This is a genomic window from Pseudomonas sp. B5(2017) (assembly GCF_002112825.1).
GTDB classification, from domain to species: Bacteria; Pseudomonadota; Gammaproteobacteria; order Pseudomonadales; family Pseudomonadaceae; genus Aquipseudomonas; species Aquipseudomonas putida_Z.
Window position 1 is genome coordinate 50,037 of sequence record NZ_NEIR01000009.1, and the last position, 17,585, is coordinate 67,621.

Here is a 17,585-nt window from a genome sequence, read left to right on the forward strand (position 1 = left end):
AGGGTTGTTGCCTGTTCTGACCTCTTCGCGGCTAAAGCCGCTCCTACAGGGGTTATGCATTCCCTGTGGGAGCGGCTTTAGCCGCGAAGAGGCCGGTGCAGGAGAAGGATTTATTCCCCGCGGTTCTTCTTGACGATGGCATCGGCAATGCTCGCCGGTGCCTCGGCATAACGGGTGAACTCCATCGAGAAGCTGGCCCGGCCCTGGGTCATGGAGCGCATCGAGGTGGCGTAGCCGAACATCTCGCCCAGCGGCACCTCGGCACGGATCACCTTGCCGGCCGGCGTTTCGTCACCGTCCTGGATCATCCCGCGGCGCCGGCTCAGGTCGCCGAGGATGTCACCCTGGTATTCCTCCGGGGTCACCACTTCCACCTTCATCACCGGTTCCAGCAACACCGCCCCACCTTTCTGCGACAGCTGCTTGGTGGCCATCGAGGCGGCGATCTTGTAGGCCATTTCGTTCGAGTCGACATCGTGGTACGAGCCGTCGAACACCGCCGCCTTCAGGTTGATCAGCGGGTAGCCGGCCAGCACGCCGTTCTTCATCTGCTCCTCGATGCCTTTCTGGATAGCCGGGATGTATTCGCGTGGGACCACGCCGCCAACGATCTCGTTGATGAACTCCAGGCCTTCCTTGCCCTCGTCGCCGGGGGCGAAGCGGATCCAGCAGTGGCCGTACTGGCCTCGGCCGCCGGACTGGCGGACGAAACGGCCCTCGATCTCGCAGGTGTTGCGGATTTTCTCGCGGTAGGCCACCTGCGGCTTGCCGATGTTGGCCTCGACGTTGAACTCGCGGCGCATGCGGTCGACGATGATGTCCAGGTGCAACTCGCCCATGCCCGAGATAATGGTCTGGCCGGTCTCCTCGTCGGTGCGCACGCGGAATGACGGGTCTTCCTGGGCCAGCTTGCCCAGGGCGATGCCCATTTTTTCCTGGTCGGCCTTGGTCTTGGGCTCCACCGCCACGGAAATTACCGGGTCGGGGAAGTCCATGCGTTCGAGGATGATCGGCTTGTCCATGTCGCACAGGGTGTCGCCGGTGGTCACGTCCTTCATGCCGATCAGCGCGGCGATGTCGCCGGCGCACACATCCTTGATTTCAGCCCGCTGGTTGGCATGCATCTGCACCATGCGGCCGATGCGTTCCTTCTTGCCCTTTACCGAGTTGAGTACCGCGTTGCCGGAGCTGAGCACGCCGGAGTAGACCCGGGCGAAGGTCAGGGTGCCGACGAACGGGTCGGTGGCGATCTTGAATGCCAGGGCCGAGAACGGCTCGCTGTCGTCGGCGTGTCGCTCCAGGTGCTTTTCTTCGTCATCCGGGTCGGTGCCCTTGATGGCCGGGATCTCCGACGGGGCGGGGAGGTAGTCGATGACCGCGTCGAGCATCAGCGGCACGCCCTTGTTCTTGAACGACGAGCCGAGGATTGTCGGCACGATCTCGTTGTTCAGGGTGCGTTTGCGCAGGCCGGCCTTGATCTCGTCGATACTCAGTTCCTCGCCATCGAGAAACTTCATGGTGAGCTCGTCATCGGCCTCGGCCGCTGCCTCGACCATGTGCGCGCGCCACTCGTCGGCGAGCGCCTGCAGCTCGGCAGGGATGTCTTCTTCGCGGTAGCTGGTGCCCTGGTCGGCATCGTTCCAATAGATGGCCTTCATCTTCACCAGGTCGATCTGGCCGATGAAATTCTCTTCGCTGCCGATGGCCAGCTGGATCGGCACCGGATGGTGGCCCAGGCGCTGGTCGATCTGCTTGACCACGCGCAGGAAGTCGGCGCCCTGGCGGTCCATCTTGTTGATGTAGGCCAGGCGCGGCACATGGTACTTGTTGGCCTGGCGCCATACGGTCTCGGACTGCGGTTCGACCCCGTCCGCGCCGCTGAACACCACTACCGCGCCATCGAGCACGCGCAGCGAGCGCTCCACCTCGATGGTGAAGTCGACGTGGCCCGGGGTGTCGATGATGTTGAAGCGGTACTTGTGAGCGAACTGCTTGGTCGAGCCCTGCCAGAAGGCAGTGGTCGCCGCCGAGGTGATGGTGATGCCGCGCTCCTGCTCCTGGGCCATCCAGTCCATGGTCGCGGCACCATCGTGCACTTCGCCCATCTTGTGGTTGACCCCGGTGTAGAACAGGATCCGCTCGGTGGTCGTGGTCTTGCCGGCGTCCACGTGGGCGACGATACCGATATTGCGGTACAGCTCGATGGGCGTTGTACGGGCCATGGCGGACTACCTGCGGATGAGCGGATTCTCCCACGGTAGCAGAACGGGAGAATCCTGCTTTACCGCCGGGCCGTCAGTCGGCCTGGGCTTGCAGCAGCCACTGGCCATCCACTTCGCGGGCCAGGCCGCTGGCAGGCAGCAGGGCCAGCAGGCGCGTGTGCAGGGCGGCTTCGGTGAAGGTCTTGAGGGTGGCCAGGTCCAGTGCGCCGATCAGGTTGAGATCGGCCTTGGTGTACGACAGCCAGGCCTTTTTCAGGGCCTGGGCGACGTCGCTGCCGGAGGTGCTGGCAAAGCGGCGGTGCCATTGGCGGCCGTCGAAGGTGAAGGTGTGGGCGTGGCTGTAGGTGCCTTGGTCGCCACCTTCGGTGCAGCGATGGCAACGGCACGGGCCTTCGCCGAAGGCGTTGCGCAGGTAGCTGTTGAAGTCCACCACGGGCTTGAGGGACAGGCGTTTGTCGACCTCGAACAGGTCGGCGATCAGGGGTTCTTCGGCGCTCACTCGGGATCCTCGTGTGGTGTGGCGTGCATCGGCGGGCACCCTAACAGATCGGGGCATTCAGATCACCTTTTGCAGGCCCGGCCTCTTCGCGGGTAAACCCGCTCCCCACAGGGACCGCACATTGCCCAAGGCGTGCGCAGTACCTGTGGGAGCGGGTTTACCCGCGAAGAGGCCAGTAGAGACAATGGAGATCACCTGCCGTACTCTACGCGCCCATACGCCTACACACCCACAGAGGTAACCCGCTTGAGCACCAAGTACCCGTACATCGCCACCATCACCGTCAGCGCCGAAGACCGTGGCGGCGACGCCGAAGCCTCGGAAAACCCCAACATGCGCGTTGGCCTGGAAGCGGTGACCGAAACGCTGAAGAAGGTGCATTTCGTCGGTACGCTCGCAGCCCCCGAAAAGAACGCCACGCACATCTGCGTGACCCTGGAGAACGGCCTGACCTACTACGGCCCGATCGTCAACGGCCACGCCGAACTCGAAGGCGGCTGGATTGCCTTCGAGTCCGACATGCTCACCCCGCAGGAACTGGGTCTTTAAGCCCCCGTTCCTCTCAGGCGCCCAGCTCCGCCAGGCACTGCTCGAGGATATCCAGGCCTTCCTCGAGCACTTCGGCCTCGATGGTCAGCGGTGCCAGCAGGCGGATGATGTGCCGCGCCTTGCCGCTGGGCATCAGCAACAGGCCCTTGGCCCGCGCCGCGTCCATCACCTTGGCCAGTTGCGCCGGCGCCGGGCTGCCGTCGGCATTGACGAACTCGATCCCGCGCATGGCGCCGACGCCGGTCAGGCGGCCGATGAACGGGCTCAGGCCCGAGGCCTTCCAACGCTCGAAGCGGCGCACGATTGCCTGCTCCTGGCGCTCACCCCAGGTAGCGATGTTCTCGTCGGTCATCTGCGCCAGGCTGGCCAGGGCCGCTGCGCAGGCGATCGGGTTGCCTGAATAGGTGCCACCCAGGCCACCTTTGGGCAACGCTGCCATCAACTCCTTGCGCCCGACCACCGCTCCCAGCGGCATGCCGCCGGCAATGCTCTTGGCCAACAGCAGCAGGTCGGGCTCGATGCCCAGACGCGGGAAGGCGAAGCGCTGGCCGGTGCGGCCGAAGCCCGACTGGATCTCGTCGATGATGATCAGGATACCGCGCTCGTCGCAGAAGCGGCGCAGGGCCTGGGCGAAGGCTGGGTCAAGGGCGAGGAAGCCGCCTTCGCCTTGCACCGGCTCGAAAATGAACGCCGCGACGTCCTCCACTGCCAGCTCGACGCTGAACAGGCGGTCCATGGCCTTGAGGGCCTGTTCGCAGGTAACCCCGGTGTCGGCGCTGGGGTAGGGCAGGTGGTACACCGGCCCCGGCAGTTCACCGACCCGCTGCTTGTACGGGGCGACCTTGCCGTTGAGGTTCAGGGTGGCCAGGGTGCGACCGTGGAAGCCGCCGTCGAAGGCGATGATGGCGCGTTTGCCGGTGGCACCACGGGCCACTTTCAGGGCGTTTTCCGCAGCTTCCGCACCGCTGTTGGTGAGCATGCCGGCTAACGGGTAGCTGACCGGTACGAATTGGCTCAGTTGCTCCATCAGCGCCAGGTATGGGCCGTGGGGGGCTGCGTTGAAGGCGTAGTGGGTAAGGCGAGCGGCCTGGGCCTGGATCGCCTCGACCACGGCCGGGTTGCAGTGGCCCAGGTTGAGTACACCGATACCGCCGACGAAGTCGATGTAACGTTTGCCGTCGGTGTCCCAGACTTCGGCATTACGGCCATGGGAAAGTGTGATCGGGTGAACGATGGCAATGGATTGGCTGATACTTTCCTGATTCATGGGCACGCGGACCTTTGTTCGAATTTCTTATTATCCAAGCGTGTTGGCAGGTTATTCCGCAAACGAATTATTCGATTGCGATCATTCCCTGGATTCTTGATCTTGGCTGATTTTGTATTGCTGGCACTGGCCTCTTCGCGGGTGAACCCGCTCCCACAGGTACGGCGCCACGCTTGAAAGCTGTGCGATCCCTGTGGGAGCGGGTTTACCCGCGAAGAGGCTCGCCCAGGTGATATCACTCCCCCTCGGCCACCCGCTCCCGAATCCACTGCACGAAGGCCCTGACCTTGGGCACTTCGGCCGCATGCTCGGCATGGGCGATGAAGTGCCGGCCATTGCTCGCCACCGGGTGGTCCCAGGCCACCACCAGCTTGCCCTCGCTCAGCTCTTCGGCCACCAGGTAGCGCGGAATCAGGGCGATGCCGCAGCCGGCAATAGCCGCGCGGATGCACAGGTAGAACGTGTCGAAGCGGGGCCCGTGGTAGCTGTTCTGGCTATGCAGCCCCAGCCCCAGGAACCATTCGTGCCAGGCCTCCGGGCGCGACACGCACTGCAGCAGGCGGTGTTCGGTCAGCGCCTGGGCGCTGTCGAACCGGTGGTTGGCCAGCAGCTGCGGGCTGCACACCGGCACCACTTCCTCGCTGAACAGCTCGATGCAGGTTGCCCCGGGCCAGGTGCCCTGGCCGAAGAAAAACGCAATGTCGGCCTTGGCCTGCACCAGGTCGAACGGCTCCAGCTCATTGCGGATATCCAGGTGAATGCGCGGGTAGCGGTCGCCAAAACCCTTCAGCCGGGGTACCAGCCAGCGCGCGCCGAAGGTGGGCTGGGTGGCGATGCGCAGCACTTCGGTCTCGTCGCCATAGCTGAGGATGTAGCGGCTGGAAATGTCGATCTGGGTGAGGATCTTGTTCACTTCGGTGAGGTACAGCGCACCGGCCGGGGTCAGGTGCAGACGCCGGCGAATGCGCTGGAACAGCGAGTGCGACAGCATGTCCTCGAGCTGCGCCACCTGCTTGCTGACGGCGCTCTGGGTCAGGTGCAGTTCCTGGGCCGCGCGGGTGAAGCTGAGGTGGCGGGCGGCCGCTTCGAAGCACTGAAGGGCGGTGGTCGAAGGCATCAGGCGTTTGGACATGACGGGCAAATACCGAGCAAAAAAGGAAGGAGTTCATTCCGTAACGGAATCATGTGTTTCGAAAAGGTCGTTTGTTGACCCCGGCCTATAGATTAATACTGACCTGGATCAACGATTACAACCGGTCGTGCGAAGAGGAGGTCAGTACCCGCTTCCGGCATCTGCAAAACAACAACAACGAACATCAGAAATTTATAAGAATTCTGCTCCAGTCTTCAGCCGCCCCGCTGCGGCCGACCCATTCGAGGGTTCTTCATGGCTTCGCTACACAACAACAAACAGCGCTCCCTGCAGCACGGTCTGACGTCCCGTCAGGTATCCATGATCTCCATCGCCGGCATCATCGGTGCCGGCCTGTTCATCGGTTCCTCCAACGCCATCGCCACCGCCGGCCCGGCCATCCTCATCTCCTACGCCATGACCGGCCTGTTGGTCCTGCTGGTGATGCGCATGCTGGGCGAAATGGCCATCGCCAACCCCAACAGCGGCTCGTTTTCCACCTATGCCTCCGAAGCCATCGGCCCTTGGGCGGGCTTTACCATCGGCTGGCTGTACTGGTGGTTCTGGGTACTGATCATTCCGGTCGAGGCCATTGCCGGCGCCGACATCCTGCATGCCTACTTCCCTGGCGTGCCGTCGTGGCTGTTCGCCTTCCTGATCATGCTGGTGCTGTCGGGTACCAACCTGATCAGCGTGAAGAACTTCGGTGCCTTCGAGTACTGGTTCGCGCTGGTCAAGGTGGTGGCGATCATCGCCTTCATCGTGGTCTGCAGCCTGGCGGTGTTTGGCGTCTGGCCGCTGGCCGAGGTGTCCGGGGTCAGCCGGTTGTGGGACAACGGCGGCTTCATGCCCAACGGTTTCGGCACCGTGCTCGGTGGCGTGCTGATCACCATCTTCTCGTTCTTCGGTGCCGAAATCGTCACCATTGCCGCTGACGAAACCGCCAACCCTAAAGACAAGATCCGCCGCGCTACCAACCTGGTGGTGTACCGCATCGCCATCTTCTACCTGGCGTCGATCTTCCTGGTGGTATCGCTGGTGGCGTGGAACGACCCGGGCCTGAAAGCAGTGGGTTCGTTCCAGCGCGTGCTGGAAGTGCTGAACGTGCCGGGCGCCAAGCTGCTGGTGGATATCGTGGTGCTGGTGGCCGTGACCAGCTGCATGAACTCGGGCCTGTACACCGCGTCGCGCATGCTCTATTCGCTGGGTGCCCGCGGCCAGGCGCTGAGCGTTACCAAGCGTATTTCCGGCTCTGGCGTACCGACCGTGGCGGTCATCTTCTCGACCCTGGCCGGCTTTGCCGGGTGCTTCGTCAACTATGTGTTCCCGGGCAAGGTATTCGGCTTCCTGCTGTCCACCACCGGCGCCATCGCCTTGCTGGTGTACCTGGTGATTGCCGTTTCGCAGCTGCGCATGCGGGCCCGTGCCGAGCGTGAAGGGCGGCCGCTGGAGCTGAAGATGTGGCTGTTCCCATGGCTGACCTGGCTGGTGATCGGCACCATCGTCATGGTGCTGGGCTACATGCTGTTCAGCGATGCCTACCGCTACGAGACGCTGATGACCGCCGGGGTGACCGCGTTCATCCTCCTGGTTTCGCTGACCCAGCGGCGCGCCAGGGTGGTTGCCCAGACGGCCTGATGTTTCTGCTTTAATGTGGGGGCGTTGCGCGCCCCCCATATCAATAAGCACAGGAAGCGTATGAACGACCACCCCCTTTCCCTCCAGGCCCTCGCCGCACCCGACGGCACTTGCTACGGCTGCGGTTGCTCCCACCCCAGCGGCCTGCACCTGCAAAGCCACTGGGACACCGACGGCATCCACCTAGTGTGCCGGCACGCGCCTGACAGCACCTTCATCGGCTGGCCCGGCCTGGTCTACGGTGGGCTGCTGGCGATGCTGGTCGACTGTCACTCCAACTGGACGGCAATGGCTTACCACTACCGCAACGAAGGTCGCGAAGCGGGCAGCCTGCCGCGCATCGACTGTGTCACTGGCAGCCTTGGCCTGAACTACCTCAAGCCCACGCCCATGGGCGTCGAATTGTTGCTCAAGGCGCGTGTGGAAGGTGAGGTAGGGCGCAAGACCCGGGTGCTCTGCGAAGTTTGGGCCGACGATGTGCTGACAGTGACTGCCGACTCGGTGTTCGTTCGCGTCGATACCGAAAAGCTCAAGCTCAAGGCCCACGGCCAGGCCTGAGCCGCCGGTGCTGATGAGTGGTCGGTGATGGTCAGCGGCCGGGGATGTCTCTAAAGTGAGAGGTTCATTCCCCAGGCAAGGTTGATCATGACCGATCTCAGTGCTTTCCCCATTACCCGCAAGTGGCCCGCCAGACACCCCGAGCGCCTGCAGCTGTATTCGCTGCCGACGCCCAACGGCGTCAAGGTGTCGATCATGCTTGAAGAGATCGGCCTGGCCTATGAGCCGCACAAGGTCAGCTTCGACAACGATGACCAGCTGAGCCCCGAGTTCATCTCGCTCAGCGCCAACAACAAGATCCCCGCCATCCTCGACCCCAATGGCCCGGGCGGCCAGCCGCTGCCGCTGTTCGAGTCGGGAGCGATCCTGCAGTACCTGGCGGAGAAGAGCGGCCAGTTGCTCAGCCACGACCCGGCCCAGCGTTACCAGACCTTGCAGTGGCTGATGTTCCAGATGGGTGGCATCGGGCCGATGTTCGGCCAGGTCGGGTTCTTCCATTTCTTTGCTGGCAAGGAATACGAGGACAAGCGCCCGCGGGACCGTTATGTCAACGAGTCCAAGCGCCTGCTCGGTGTTCTGGACCGCCATCTGAAAGGCCGGGAATGGATGGTCGACGAGTACAGCATTGCCGATATCGCGATCTTCCCGTGGGTGCGTAACCTGGTTGAGCGTTACAACGCCCGAGATTTGGTTGGCTTCGATCAGTTCAAGGAAGTGCAGCGGGTGCTGGCGGCGTTCCTCGAGCGGCCGGCCGTGCAGCGGGGCCTGAAAATCCCAGGCTGATCAGGCAACACTGGCCTTATGTGCATGCACCGGCCATTGTAGGAGCGGCCTTGTGTCGCGAAAGGGCCGCAAGGCGGCCCCGGGATTTCAGCACTGATGCATAAATCGCTGGGGCTGCCTTGCAGCCCTTTCGCGACACAAGGCCGCTCCTACAAGGGGCGTATTCCAGCTTTTCAGAAAATGTGGTGCAGCAGCCAGTACAGGCTGCCGGCCAACAGCATCGCTGCCGGCAAGGTCAGCACCCAGGCCATCAGCAGGTTGACCAGCGTGCGCTTCTGTATCCCCGACCCGTTGGCCACCATGGTCCCGGCCACCCCGGAACTCAGCACGTGGGTGGTCGACACCGGCAGCCCGAACATGTCCGCCGCACCAATGGTGCACATTGCCACCACTTCGGCCGAAGCCCCTTGGGCATAGCTGAGGTGGGTCTTGCCGATCTTCTCGCCTACCGTCACCACGATGCGCCGCCAGCCGACCATGGTACCGAGCCCCAGTGCGATGGCCACGGCCACTTTCACCCACAGCGGGATGTAGCGGGTGGCATCGTCCAGCTGGGTCTTGAACAGCAGCACCTGGCTGCGGGTGCCTGCATCGAACACCACCAGCTGGTTCTTCTCGATCAGGCGGATGGCTTCGCTGGTCAGGTACATGTCGTTGCGCACGTTGGCCATGGCTTCGGCCGGTACCCGCTTGAGCGAGCCATAACCTTTGACCTCTTCGCCGATCATGCCGGCCAGTGCCGCCAGCGCCGGTATCAGTTGCGGGTTGGCCCTGGGCTCGGCAATGAACGTGGTCAGCACCTGGCGTGGGTCGGCCGGTGCTGCTTGCGGGGCGCCGCGCACCAGTGCCTGGCGGGTAACCTCGGCGACCGCGGAAAACTGCATGGCCTGCTCATTGGGCATGGTCTTGTTCAATGCGTAAGCCATCGGCAGGGTACCAACCAGAATCAGCATGATCAGGCCCATGCCTTTCTGGCCGTCGTTGGAGCCGTGGGCAAAGGACACCCCGGTGCAGGTCAGGATCAGTACGCCGCGAATCCACCACGGTGGTGGTGTCTGGCCTTCCGGTGCCTGGTACAGCGCCTTGCGCTTGACCAGCGCGCGCAGGGCCAGCAGCAACAGGGCGGCACAGGCAAAGCCGATCAGTGGCGAGAACAGCAGGGCATAACCGACCTTGCTGGCCTGGGCCCAGTCCACGCCGCTGGTACCGTCGCGCCCGTGCATCAGCGCATTGGCCACGCCCACGCCGATGATCGAACCGATCAGGGTGTGCGAGGATGAGGCCGGCAGGCCCAGCCACCAGGTGCCAAGGTTCCAGATGATCGCCGCCAGCAGCAGGGCGAAGACCATGGCGAAGCCGGCCGAGGAGCCGACCTGCAGAATCAGCTCCACCGGCAGCAGGGCGATGATGCCGAACGCCACCGCGCCGCTGGAAAGCAGCACGCCGAGGAAGTTGCACAGCCCGGACCAAACCACGGCGACGGGGGCCGGCAACGAGTGGGTGTAGATGACGGTGGCCACTGCGTTGGCGGTGTCATGGAAGCCATTGACGAACTCGAAGCCCAGGGCAATCAGCAACGCCAGGCCCAGCAGCAGGAATGGTGTGACCGTGGTGATTACCGTGCCGCTGGCCGTCACATCCTGCTTCAGGCTCCAGGCGGTGTAGGCGATGCCGGCCAGCAGCAGGCCGAAGAACAACACCAGGGTGGCACGCCCGGGCTTGTGGGCAAGTTGCGGGCGGGCATCGCGTTGGGCCAGTTGCGGCAGGCTGGCCAGTGAAGGGGTTGCCATGGCGGCTCCGGTTGGCGTGAGGCAAAGGTGCCGAAGGCCTTGAGCATAGAAACAATTCGTAACCCGGCCGTGACCTCGATCAATGATTTATCTAGGCTCAAGACGGACGGTAGTGGCAGGAGAAACCCATGATTCGCTGCAAGCGTGTCTACGATGCGGTTGAGCAAGACGACGGCCAGCGCGTGCTGGTCGATCGCCTTTGGCCGCGTAACAAGCGCAAGGAAGACCTGCACGGGCAGTGGTTGCGCGAAGTTGCACCCTCGGATGAGTTGCGCAAGGCGTTTCACCAGGGTGAAGTGGATTTCGCCGGCTTCAGCAAGCGTTACCAGCAAGAGCTGGCGGCCCACCCCGAGCACTGGTACCCGCTGCTGGACCTGGCCGGAAAGGGCACGCTGACATTGCTTTATGCGGGCAAGGATACCGAGCACAACAATGCCCGGGTGTTGGCTGAATGGCTGGAGGACGAACTGGATCGCCGTGGGCCCGGCAGTTCGCCCGTGTGCTACGCCCAATGAGCGATAATGATTTATCGGGACTGTGCTGACCCCTGTAGGAGCGGCCTTGTGTCGCGACAGGGCCGCAGAGCGGCCCCGGCAATAATGGCTCCATGCCGAAATCCCGGGGCTGCTGTGCAGCCCTGTCGCGACACAAGGCCGCTCCTACAAACGACAGTGCAAGAGCTGCCAGACCAGAGAACCCATGCCTCTAAAACTGACCCCCGCCAACGACTCCCACCGCACCTTCGCCCGCGACCTCACGCGCCGCGCCATGCTGCCGTACTACCGCGAATACGACCTGCTGTGGCTAGAGGAAGCCTTCGACGAAGCCTGGGGCTGGCGCGAGCAGTGGCTGGTGACCGAAGGCGACGCGGTGCTCGGCTTCTGCAGCCTCAGCCAGGACCGCCAGGCGTTGTTCATTCGCGAGTTGCACCTGCTACCCGAGCACCGTGGGCGTGGGGTCGGCAGCTGGGTGCTGGAGCAGTTGGCACTGTGGGCCCGCCAGCGGCACTTGCCGCTGCTGCGGCTGATGGTGTTTCGCAGCAACCCGGCGCGTGTGCTCTACCAGCGCCACGGCTTCGTCGAAATGGGTGAGGACGAATGCTTTGTGCGCATGCAGCGCACGATCGACTAATAGCTCAATGATGGCTTGTCGCGACTGGTGAGCATCGGCATAGTGACCTCAGGCGTTCACGGCCGCCTGCAGGTGGGTAGGCCGTACATGAGTGTGATCAGGGATAAGGAGCCCCCCATGAATGGAATCGGTCCGCGGCTGCGGGAAGAGCGTGAGCGTCTGGGGATGACCCAGCGCGTGTTTGGCGATATCGGCGGGGTCGAACCCAATGCCCAGGGCAAATACGAGAGTGGTGAACGCTCGCCGCGGGTCGATTACCTGGCGGCATTGGCAACCCGGGGCGTGGATGCACTCTATGTGCTCAGCGGTATCCGCACCCCGGCACCGCTCGAAGGGCTGAGCGCCGATGAGTCCGGTTTGCTGGGGGCTTTCCGGCAGTTGTCGTGCGACGATCAGGCGGCACTCTGGCACTTGTTGCGGCGTTTGACCAACAACGACAAATCCCGGCAGACAGTGAGGCCGCTCACGGTTGAACGTCAGGTGTTTCTGACAGAAGGAATGCGTTAGGTCCGCCGTGAAAAATTTTGTTAAGGTGGCGGGATCCAATCGCCCTGCTGACGAGGTGTGTGCTTGATTAGGGTCTTAGTGGTCGACGATCACGATCTGGTACGAACCGGTATTACACGCATGCTGGCCGACATCGATGGCCTGCAGGTGGTGGGTGAGGGCGATTCGGGCGAGTCGGCGCTCAGGCTGGCCCGTGAACTGAAGCCGGATGTGGTGCTGATGGACGTGAAAATGCCCGGCATCGGCGGCCTGGAGGCCACCCGCAAGCTGCTGCGCAGCCACCCGGACATCAAGGTGGTTGCCGTGACCGTGTGCGAGGAAGACCCGTTCCCCACGCGCCTGCTGCAGGCCGGCGCTGCTGGCTACCTGACCAAGGGCGCCGGCCTTGACGAAATGGTCCAGGCCATCCGCCTGGCCTTCGCCGGCCAGCGCTACATCAGCCCCCAGATTGCCCAGCAGATGGCGCTGAAGCCATTCCAGCCACAGGGCTCGCCGTTCGATGCCTTGTCGGAACGGGAAATCCAGATTGCCCTGATGATCGTCGGCTGCCAGAAAGTGCAGATCATCTCCGACAAGTTGTGCCTCTCGCCCAAGACCGTCAATACTTACCGTTATCGGATCTTTGAAAAACTCTCGGTCACCAGCGACGTCGAACTGACCTTGCTGGCCGTTCGCCACGGTATGGTCGACGCAAGCCTGTAAAACCTCATGTCCCAAGTTTTCGATGCCAGCGCATTCCTGGCTACCTGCAGTGGTCGCCCGGGCGTCTACCGGATGTTCGACGGCGAAGCCCGGCTGCTTTACGTGGGCAAGGCCAAGAACCTCAAGAAGCGCCTGGCCAGCTATTTCCGCAAGACCGGCCTGGCGCCCAAGACCGCCGCGCTGGTGGCCCGCATCGCCCAGGTCGAAACCACCATCACCGCCAACGAAACCGAGGCGCTGCTGCTGGAGCAGAACCTGATCAAGGAGTGGCGGCCGCCGTACAACATCCTGCTGCGCGATGACAAATCCTACCCCTACGTGTTCCTTTCCGACGGCGAGTTCCCGCGGCTGGGCATTCACCGTGGGGCGAAGAAGGCCAAGGGCCGCTACTTTGGCCCGTACCCCAGCGCCGGCGCCATTCGCGAAAGCCTCAGCCTGCTGCAAAAGGCCTTTTCGGTGCGCCAGTGCGAAGACAGCTACTACGCCAACCGCACCCGGCCATGCCTGCAGTACCAGATCAAACGCTGCAAAGGGCCCTGCACGGGCCTGGTGACCGCCGAGGAATATGCCGAGGACGTGCGCCACTCGGTGATGTTCCTCGAAGGGCGTAGCCAGCAACTGGGCAACGAGCTCAATGCCGAGATGGAGAAGGCCGCCATGGCCCTCAATTTCGAGAAGGCTGCCGAGTTGCGCGACCAGATCGCCTTGCTGCGCCGCGTCCAGGACCAGCAGTACATCGAAGGCGGCAGCGGCGACGTCGACGTTATCGCCGCCTTCGTCAACCCCGGTGGCGCCTGCGTGCACCTGATCAGCGTGCGCGGCGGGCGGGTGCTGGGCAGCAAGAATTTCTTCCCGCAGGTGGGCATCGAGGAGGAGGTGGCCGAAGTGATGGCCGCGTTCCTTTCCCAGTACTACCTGGGCAATGCCGAGCGTGAATTGCCGGGCGAACTGATCGTCAACGTGGTGCACGAAGACTTCGCAGCCATCAGCGAAGCCCTGCAGACCCTGCGCGGCCGCGAGTTGACCATCAGCCACCGGGTACGCGGTACCCGCGCCCGCTGGCAGCAGCTGGCGGTGACCAACGCCGAGCAGGCGCTCAATGCCCGCCTGGCCAACCGCCAGCACATGGCCGCACGTTTCGAGGCCCTGGCCGAGGTGCTGGGCCTGGACGAGGTGCCGCAGCGCCTGGAGTGCTACGACATCAGCCATTCCAGCGGCGAAGCCACCGTGGCCAGCTGCGTGGTGTTCGGCCCCGAAGGCCCGCTCAAGTCCGACTACCGCCGCTTCAACATCGAAGGCGTCACCGCTGGTGACGACTACGCCGCCATGCACCAGGCCCTGACCCGCCGATACGGGCGCATCAAGGATGGCGAGGGCAAGCTGCCCGACGTGCTGCTGGTGGACGGCGGCAAAGGCCAGCTGAACATGGCCCGTGACGTGATGCAGGAGCTTGGCTTCAGCGACCTGACCCTGCTTGGCGTGGCCAAGGGCGTGACGCGCAAGGCCGGTTTCGAAACCCTGTACCTGAACGACGTGCACCATGAGTTCACCCTCAAGGGCGACTCACCGGCCTTGCACCTGATTCAGCAGATCCGCGACGAGGCCCACCGTTTCGCCATCACCGGCCACCGCGCCCGCCGCGGCAAGGCCCGCCGGGTGTCCAGCCTGGAGGATGTGGCCGGGGTAGGGCCCAAGCGCCGGCGCGACCTGCTGAAACATTTCGGCGGCCTGCAGGAGCTCAACCGCGCCAGTGTCGATGAAATCGCCAAAGCACCCGGCATCAGTAAAAAGCTTGCCGAGTCGATTTATGCCAGCCTGCATAGCGAGTAGAATGCGGGCTCAACTTGCGGCCAGTCGTACCGATGAATATTCCAAACCTGCTCACCGTTCTACGCGTCCTGCTCATCCCGATTTTCATCCTGCTGTTCTATATGCCCTACCACTGGAGCTACATGGCCGCCAGCAGCGTGTTCGCCGTTGCCGCCGCCACCGACTGGCTGGACGGCTACCTGGCGCGCCGCCTGCAGCAGAGCACGCCGTTCGGTGCCTTCCTCGACCCTGTGGCCGACAAGCTGATGGTGGCGGTGGCCCTGGTGCTGCTGGTGCAGACCCACGCCAACTTCTGGCTGACCCTGCCGGCCGCGGTGATCATCGGCCGCGAGATCGTGGTTTCGGCGCTGCGCGAGTGGATGGCCGAACTGGGCGCGCGGGCGCATGTGGCGGTGTCCAACCTTGGCAAGTGGAAAACCGCGGCACAGATGCTGGCGCTGGTGATCCTGCTGGGCAACCCGCCGGCGGTGACCTTCTGGGTAATCCTCGGTTACGCGCTGCTGCTTGTGGCGGCGGGGCTGACCCTGTGGTCGATGGTGCACTACCTGCTGGCCGCCTGGCCGCACCTGCGCGAAGGCTCGGAGCAGAAATAAAAGTTTTTTTGAATCAAGGGGTTGACGCTGTTTTAGAAATCGCTAGAATGGCACCCATCACGACGCGGGAATAGCTCAGTTGGTAGAGCACGACCTTGCCAAGGTCGGGGTCGCGAGTTCGAGTCTCGTTTCCCGCTCCAAATATAGATTTACAGGGTTTCATGAAAGTCTGTAGATCATTGAAAAAAGACGCTTCGGCGTCTTTTTTCGTTTCAGTCAGATCCATCAGGATCCATGGGCATTCGGGCCTTTCCAGGCTTTGTACGAAATCCCAAGTAACCCAATCACCGCCCCTCGAACGCTGAAACTGCAGAGTCCGCCCGCATCGACGGAAAGGCATTCTGTGATGGCAAAGCGTTACGAACTCTAGGATGAGGCTTGGACTGTGGTCGCCGATCTCATCACTGAAAGCCATGGCCGCGGGCAGCCCGCCTGAGCGACCGCCTGATGCTCGCTGGCGTGCTCTGGATACTCTGTTCGGGCGCAGCGTGGCGACATATGCCGGAACGCTTGCACCTGAGATTGAATGAGCGAGGCTTGATCGATTTGCAAACCTGGATGATCGGCTCACCTGCTGTACGAGCAACCCGAGCCTCTTCTGGCGCCGGGAAGAAAGGGGGGCTGACGAGCCTGCCGATCACGCTCTAGGCCGCAGTCGCGGTGGCCTGACAACCGAACACATGCTCTGCGATGCCAATGGGATACCGTTGCGCTTCCTTCTCTCTGGCGGTCAGGCCAGTGACATCAGCTACACACAACCACTGCTGGACGAAGTCAGCATTCCATCAAGCCAACGTGGCCTCACCCGGCTTCAGGCAGGGGGAGGGTGTCCTGATAGCGCCAATGCTCACCGCCAAGGGCTTCAAAGAGTACTTCGAGCCACGTAGCCAGCGGTTTGCAGAGATGGCGATGATCGACCAGTGGGCACTGGGCGAGCGCGACCAGCTCGATTACTCGGATGCCGACCGGGAGGCGCTGGGCGAGCGGCTACGTAACCTGTACAGCGCCGATTTCATTGACAGTTGGCGGCGTGCCTTGAACGCCTTCTCGGTGGCCGACTTCCGCGACCTGGATCATGGTGTCGCAATCCTGCAGCAGTTGACCGGGTCAGCAGCGCCCCTGCATCGGTTGCTGGACACAGTGAGGGACAACACTTCGCTTTCATCAGCCGTTGTCGCTGAGGCAGCCGGGGAGGTCGAAGCGTTGCAGCCGACAAGTGGCAGGCCTGATCAACAACAGGCCTGGGCCATTCAGCGGGCCTTTGCCGGGCTGAGTGCCATGCTGCAGGCAACCGGTGAGAAACCCAGCTACTACGACGAGACTCTTGCTGCCATCGCGGCCGTGCACGACTACGCCAAGGCGGTGCAGGACAGCCCCGACCGAGGCAAGGCCGCGCTGCAGGCCGTGCATCAGCGATTCTCGATGACAGGGCAAGACCCCATCGGCACCCTGCAGCGGGTGGCCACCGGCTTACCGGAACCGATCAACCACCAGGTCAGAAAAATGGCCGATCAAACAGCACAAGTGCTGAATGTCGAAGCCCTGCGCGAATTGGAGCGACGCTGGGACGCCGAGGTGTACAGCTTCTTCCAGCAGCGCCTGGCAGGGCGCTACCCCTTCGTCGTGAAAGCTCCCGACGCTTCGCTGGACGACTTTGAAGCCTTCTTCGGGCCGAAGGGGCGGCTGCAGCAGTTCCATGATCAATACCTGAAGGTCTTCCTGAGGGATAACCTCGAAGCCCTGCAGGCCGGCCAGCAGGGGCAGTCGCTGATCCGCAGTGATGTGCTCGAACAGCTGGAGCGGGCAGATCGTATCCGTGAGACCTTCTTCGATCAGCGCGGCAACCTCAGTGTGCAGTTCAGCATCGAGCCGTTGGGCCTGAGTGCCAACCAGCGTACAAGCTTGCTGGACCTGGACGGTCAATTGATTCCCTACACCCATGGCCCGAGCCAGATCACCGGTATCGTCTGGCCCAATACCTTGGGGCAGCAGGTGCGCAGTAACCTGACCTTGCTCCGGCAGAACGGGAACAGCAGCAGCCTTGAGTACCGTGGCCCCTGGTCGATGTTCCGCTTGCTCAGCCGTGGCTCGCTCAATGGGCGCACGGCGACCAGCGTGGACCTGAGCTTCAGGGCCGGCGATGGTGTGATGCGCTACAGGCTTAACGCGCAGAAAGCCTTCAACCCTATCACGCAAGAGCCTTTCAAAGGTTTCCAGTTGCCACGAGGGTTGCTGCAGAAGTCGCCCAAGCTGGGGCCGACCACGCAGGCCGGCTTGTGAGGTTGGCGTCTCGTTTTCTGCTCTGAAGAAGCAGCGCAGTAGTTTACCCCCGTGCTCCAGGCATGACGCCTATCAGAACTGCCAGTTGTTGCGTAAGCAAATTC

Annotated in this window: 15 protein-coding genes, 1 tRNA gene and 2 pseudogenes; 13 read left to right on the plus strand and 5 right to left on the minus strand. The window is 63.0% G+C overall.

The window, feature by feature from the left end; translation table 11 throughout:
* Positions 1–110 precede the first annotated feature (110 nt).
* Positions 111–2,222 (minus strand): elongation factor G, encoded by a 2,112-nt coding sequence (fusA, locus tag CAG00_RS15050; protein ID WP_085664619.1) that lies wholly within the window; start codon positions 2,220–2,222, stop codon positions 111–113.
* A gap of 73 nt (positions 2,223–2,295) precedes the next feature.
* Positions 2,296–2,721 carry a hypothetical protein gene (locus CAG00_RS15055; protein WP_039613107.1) on the minus strand — a complete coding sequence of 142 codons (426 nt, stop codon included), beginning with the start codon at positions 2,719–2,721 and terminating at the stop codon, positions 2,296–2,298.
* A gap of 246 nt (positions 2,722–2,967) precedes the next feature.
* Here CAG00_RS15055 and CAG00_RS15060 point away from each other — a divergent pair, with 246 nt between their 5' ends.
* Entirely contained in the window at positions 2,968–3,270 is a 303-nt protein-coding gene (locus tag CAG00_RS15060) for a hypothetical protein (protein ID WP_013973376.1), read from the plus strand.
* 13 nt (positions 3,271–3,283) lie between these two features.
* On the opposite strand, the gene CAG00_RS15065 is transcribed toward CAG00_RS15060, so the two are convergent.
* Both CAG00_RS15065 and gcvA read right to left on the minus strand, forming a co-directional pair.
* Positions 3,284–4,537, minus strand: coding sequence for an aspartate aminotransferase family protein (locus tag CAG00_RS15065; protein ID WP_085664620.1), 1,254 nt, complete (start codon positions 4,535–4,537; stop codon positions 3,284–3,286).
* Between the two features lie 235 nt (positions 4,538–4,772).
* Positions 4,773–5,669 (minus strand): transcriptional regulator GcvA, encoded by an 897-nt coding sequence (gcvA, locus tag CAG00_RS15070; protein ID WP_085614407.1) that lies wholly within the window; start codon positions 5,667–5,669, stop codon positions 4,773–4,775.
* Positions 5,670–5,924: 255 nt separating this feature from the next.
* On the opposite strand from gcvA, the gene CAG00_RS15075 reads away from it, so the two are divergent.
* The 3 genes from CAG00_RS15075 to CAG00_RS15085 all read left to right on the plus strand — a co-directional run bounded on the left by CAG00_RS15075 (position 5,925) and on the right by CAG00_RS15085 (position 8,648).
* Positions 5,925–7,307, plus strand: coding sequence for an amino acid permease (locus tag CAG00_RS15075; RefSeq protein WP_025339914.1), 1,383 nt, complete (start codon positions 5,925–5,927; stop codon positions 7,305–7,307).
* Positions 7,308–7,367: 60 nt separating this feature from the next.
* Positions 7,368–7,865 carry a PaaI family thioesterase gene (locus CAG00_RS15080; RefSeq protein ID WP_085664621.1) on the plus strand — a complete coding sequence of 166 codons (498 nt, stop codon included), beginning with the start codon at positions 7,368–7,370 and terminating at the stop codon, positions 7,863–7,865.
* A gap of 87 nt (positions 7,866–7,952) precedes the next feature.
* Positions 7,953–8,648 (plus strand): glutathione S-transferase N-terminal domain-containing protein, encoded by a 696-nt coding sequence (locus CAG00_RS15085; RefSeq protein ID WP_085664622.1) that lies wholly within the window; start codon positions 7,953–7,955, stop codon positions 8,646–8,648.
* Between the two features lie 173 nt (positions 8,649–8,821).
* Here CAG00_RS15085 and CAG00_RS15090 read toward each other — a convergent pair whose 3' ends face one another.
* On the minus strand, positions 8,822–10,438 hold the full coding sequence (locus CAG00_RS15090; RefSeq protein ID WP_085664623.1) for an inorganic phosphate transporter: 1,617 nt from the start codon (positions 10,436–10,438) through the stop codon (positions 8,822–8,824).
* 128 nt (positions 10,439–10,566) lie between these two features.
* On the opposite strand from CAG00_RS15090, the gene CAG00_RS15095 reads away from it, so the two are divergent.
* The 9 genes and pseudogenes from CAG00_RS15095 to CAG00_RS15135 form a co-directional block, all read left to right on the plus strand.
* On the plus strand, positions 10,567–10,953 hold the full coding sequence (locus CAG00_RS15095; RefSeq protein WP_085664624.1) for a DUF488 domain-containing protein: 387 nt from the start codon (positions 10,567–10,569) through the stop codon (positions 10,951–10,953).
* Positions 10,954–11,137: 184 nt separating this feature from the next.
* Positions 11,138–11,569, plus strand: coding sequence for a GNAT family N-acetyltransferase (locus tag CAG00_RS15100; protein WP_085664625.1), 432 nt, complete (start codon positions 11,138–11,140; stop codon positions 11,567–11,569).
* A gap of 117 nt (positions 11,570–11,686) precedes the next feature.
* Entirely contained in the window at positions 11,687–12,076 is a 390-nt protein-coding gene (locus CAG00_RS15105) for a helix-turn-helix domain-containing protein (protein ID WP_025339909.1), read from the plus strand.
* Between the two features lie 63 nt (positions 12,077–12,139).
* On the plus strand, positions 12,140–12,778 hold the full coding sequence (gene uvrY / locus CAG00_RS15110; RefSeq protein WP_015271036.1) for a UvrY/SirA/GacA family response regulator transcription factor: 639 nt from the start codon (positions 12,140–12,142) through the stop codon (positions 12,776–12,778).
* A gap of 6 nt (positions 12,779–12,784) precedes the next feature.
* Positions 12,785–14,608: an excinuclease ABC subunit UvrC gene (gene uvrC / locus CAG00_RS15115; RefSeq protein ID WP_013973365.1), complete on the plus strand. Its 1,824-nt coding sequence runs from the start codon at positions 12,785–12,787 to the stop codon at positions 14,606–14,608.
* A gap of 32 nt (positions 14,609–14,640) precedes the next feature.
* A complete protein-coding gene (gene pgsA / locus CAG00_RS15120; RefSeq protein WP_039613116.1) occupies positions 14,641–15,201 on the plus strand; it encodes a CDP-diacylglycerol--glycerol-3-phosphate 3-phosphatidyltransferase in 561 nt (186 codons plus the stop codon).
* 64 nt (positions 15,202–15,265) lie between these two features.
* Positions 15,266–15,341 (plus strand) — tRNA-Gly (locus tag CAG00_RS15125).
* Positions 15,342–15,586: 245 nt separating this feature from the next.
* Positions 15,587–15,986: pseudogene (locus CAG00_RS15130) on the plus strand (IS5/IS1182 family transposase); the annotation flags it as partial.
* 16 nt (positions 15,987–16,002) lie between these two features.
* Positions 16,003–17,481 (plus strand): annotated as a pseudogene (locus CAG00_RS15135) (ImcF-related family protein); the annotation flags it as partial.
* Positions 17,482–17,585: the final 104 nt, after the last annotated feature.

What these genes read in the sequence shown, in the direction of transcription:
- fusA (WP_085664619.1), bottom strand. Translation starts at nt 2,222, where the DNA reads ATGGCCCGTACAACGCCCATCGAGCTGTACCGCAATATCGGTATCGTC.
- CAG00_RS15065 (WP_085664620.1), bottom strand. Translation starts at nt 4,537, where the DNA reads ATGAATCAGGAAAGTATCAGCCAATCCATTGCCATCGTTCACCCGATC.
- gcvA (WP_085614407.1), bottom strand. Translation starts at nt 5,669, where the DNA reads ATGTCCAAACGCCTGATGCCTTCGACCACCGCCCTTCAGTGCTTCGAA.
- CAG00_RS15075 (WP_025339914.1), top strand. Translation starts at nt 5,925, where the DNA reads ATGGCTTCGCTACACAACAACAAACAGCGCTCCCTGCAGCACGGTCTG.
- CAG00_RS15080 (WP_085664621.1), top strand. Translation starts at nt 7,368, where the DNA reads ATGAACGACCACCCCCTTTCCCTCCAGGCCCTCGCCGCACCCGACGGC.
- CAG00_RS15085 (WP_085664622.1), top strand. Translation starts at nt 7,953, where the DNA reads ATGACCGATCTCAGTGCTTTCCCCATTACCCGCAAGTGGCCCGCCAGA.
- CAG00_RS15090 (WP_085664623.1), bottom strand. Translation starts at nt 10,438, where the DNA reads ATGGCAACCCCTTCACTGGCCAGCCTGCCGCAACTGGCCCAACGCGAT.
- CAG00_RS15095 (WP_085664624.1), top strand. Translation starts at nt 10,567, where the DNA reads ATGATTCGCTGCAAGCGTGTCTACGATGCGGTTGAGCAAGACGACGGC.
- CAG00_RS15100 (WP_085664625.1), top strand. Translation starts at nt 11,138, where the DNA reads ATGCCTCTAAAACTGACCCCCGCCAACGACTCCCACCGCACCTTCGCC.
- CAG00_RS15105 (WP_025339909.1), top strand. Translation starts at nt 11,687, where the DNA reads ATGAATGGAATCGGTCCGCGGCTGCGGGAAGAGCGTGAGCGTCTGGGG.
- uvrC (WP_013973365.1), top strand. Translation starts at nt 12,785, where the DNA reads ATGTCCCAAGTTTTCGATGCCAGCGCATTCCTGGCTACCTGCAGTGGT.
- pgsA (WP_039613116.1), top strand. Translation starts at nt 14,641, where the DNA reads ATGAATATTCCAAACCTGCTCACCGTTCTACGCGTCCTGCTCATCCCG.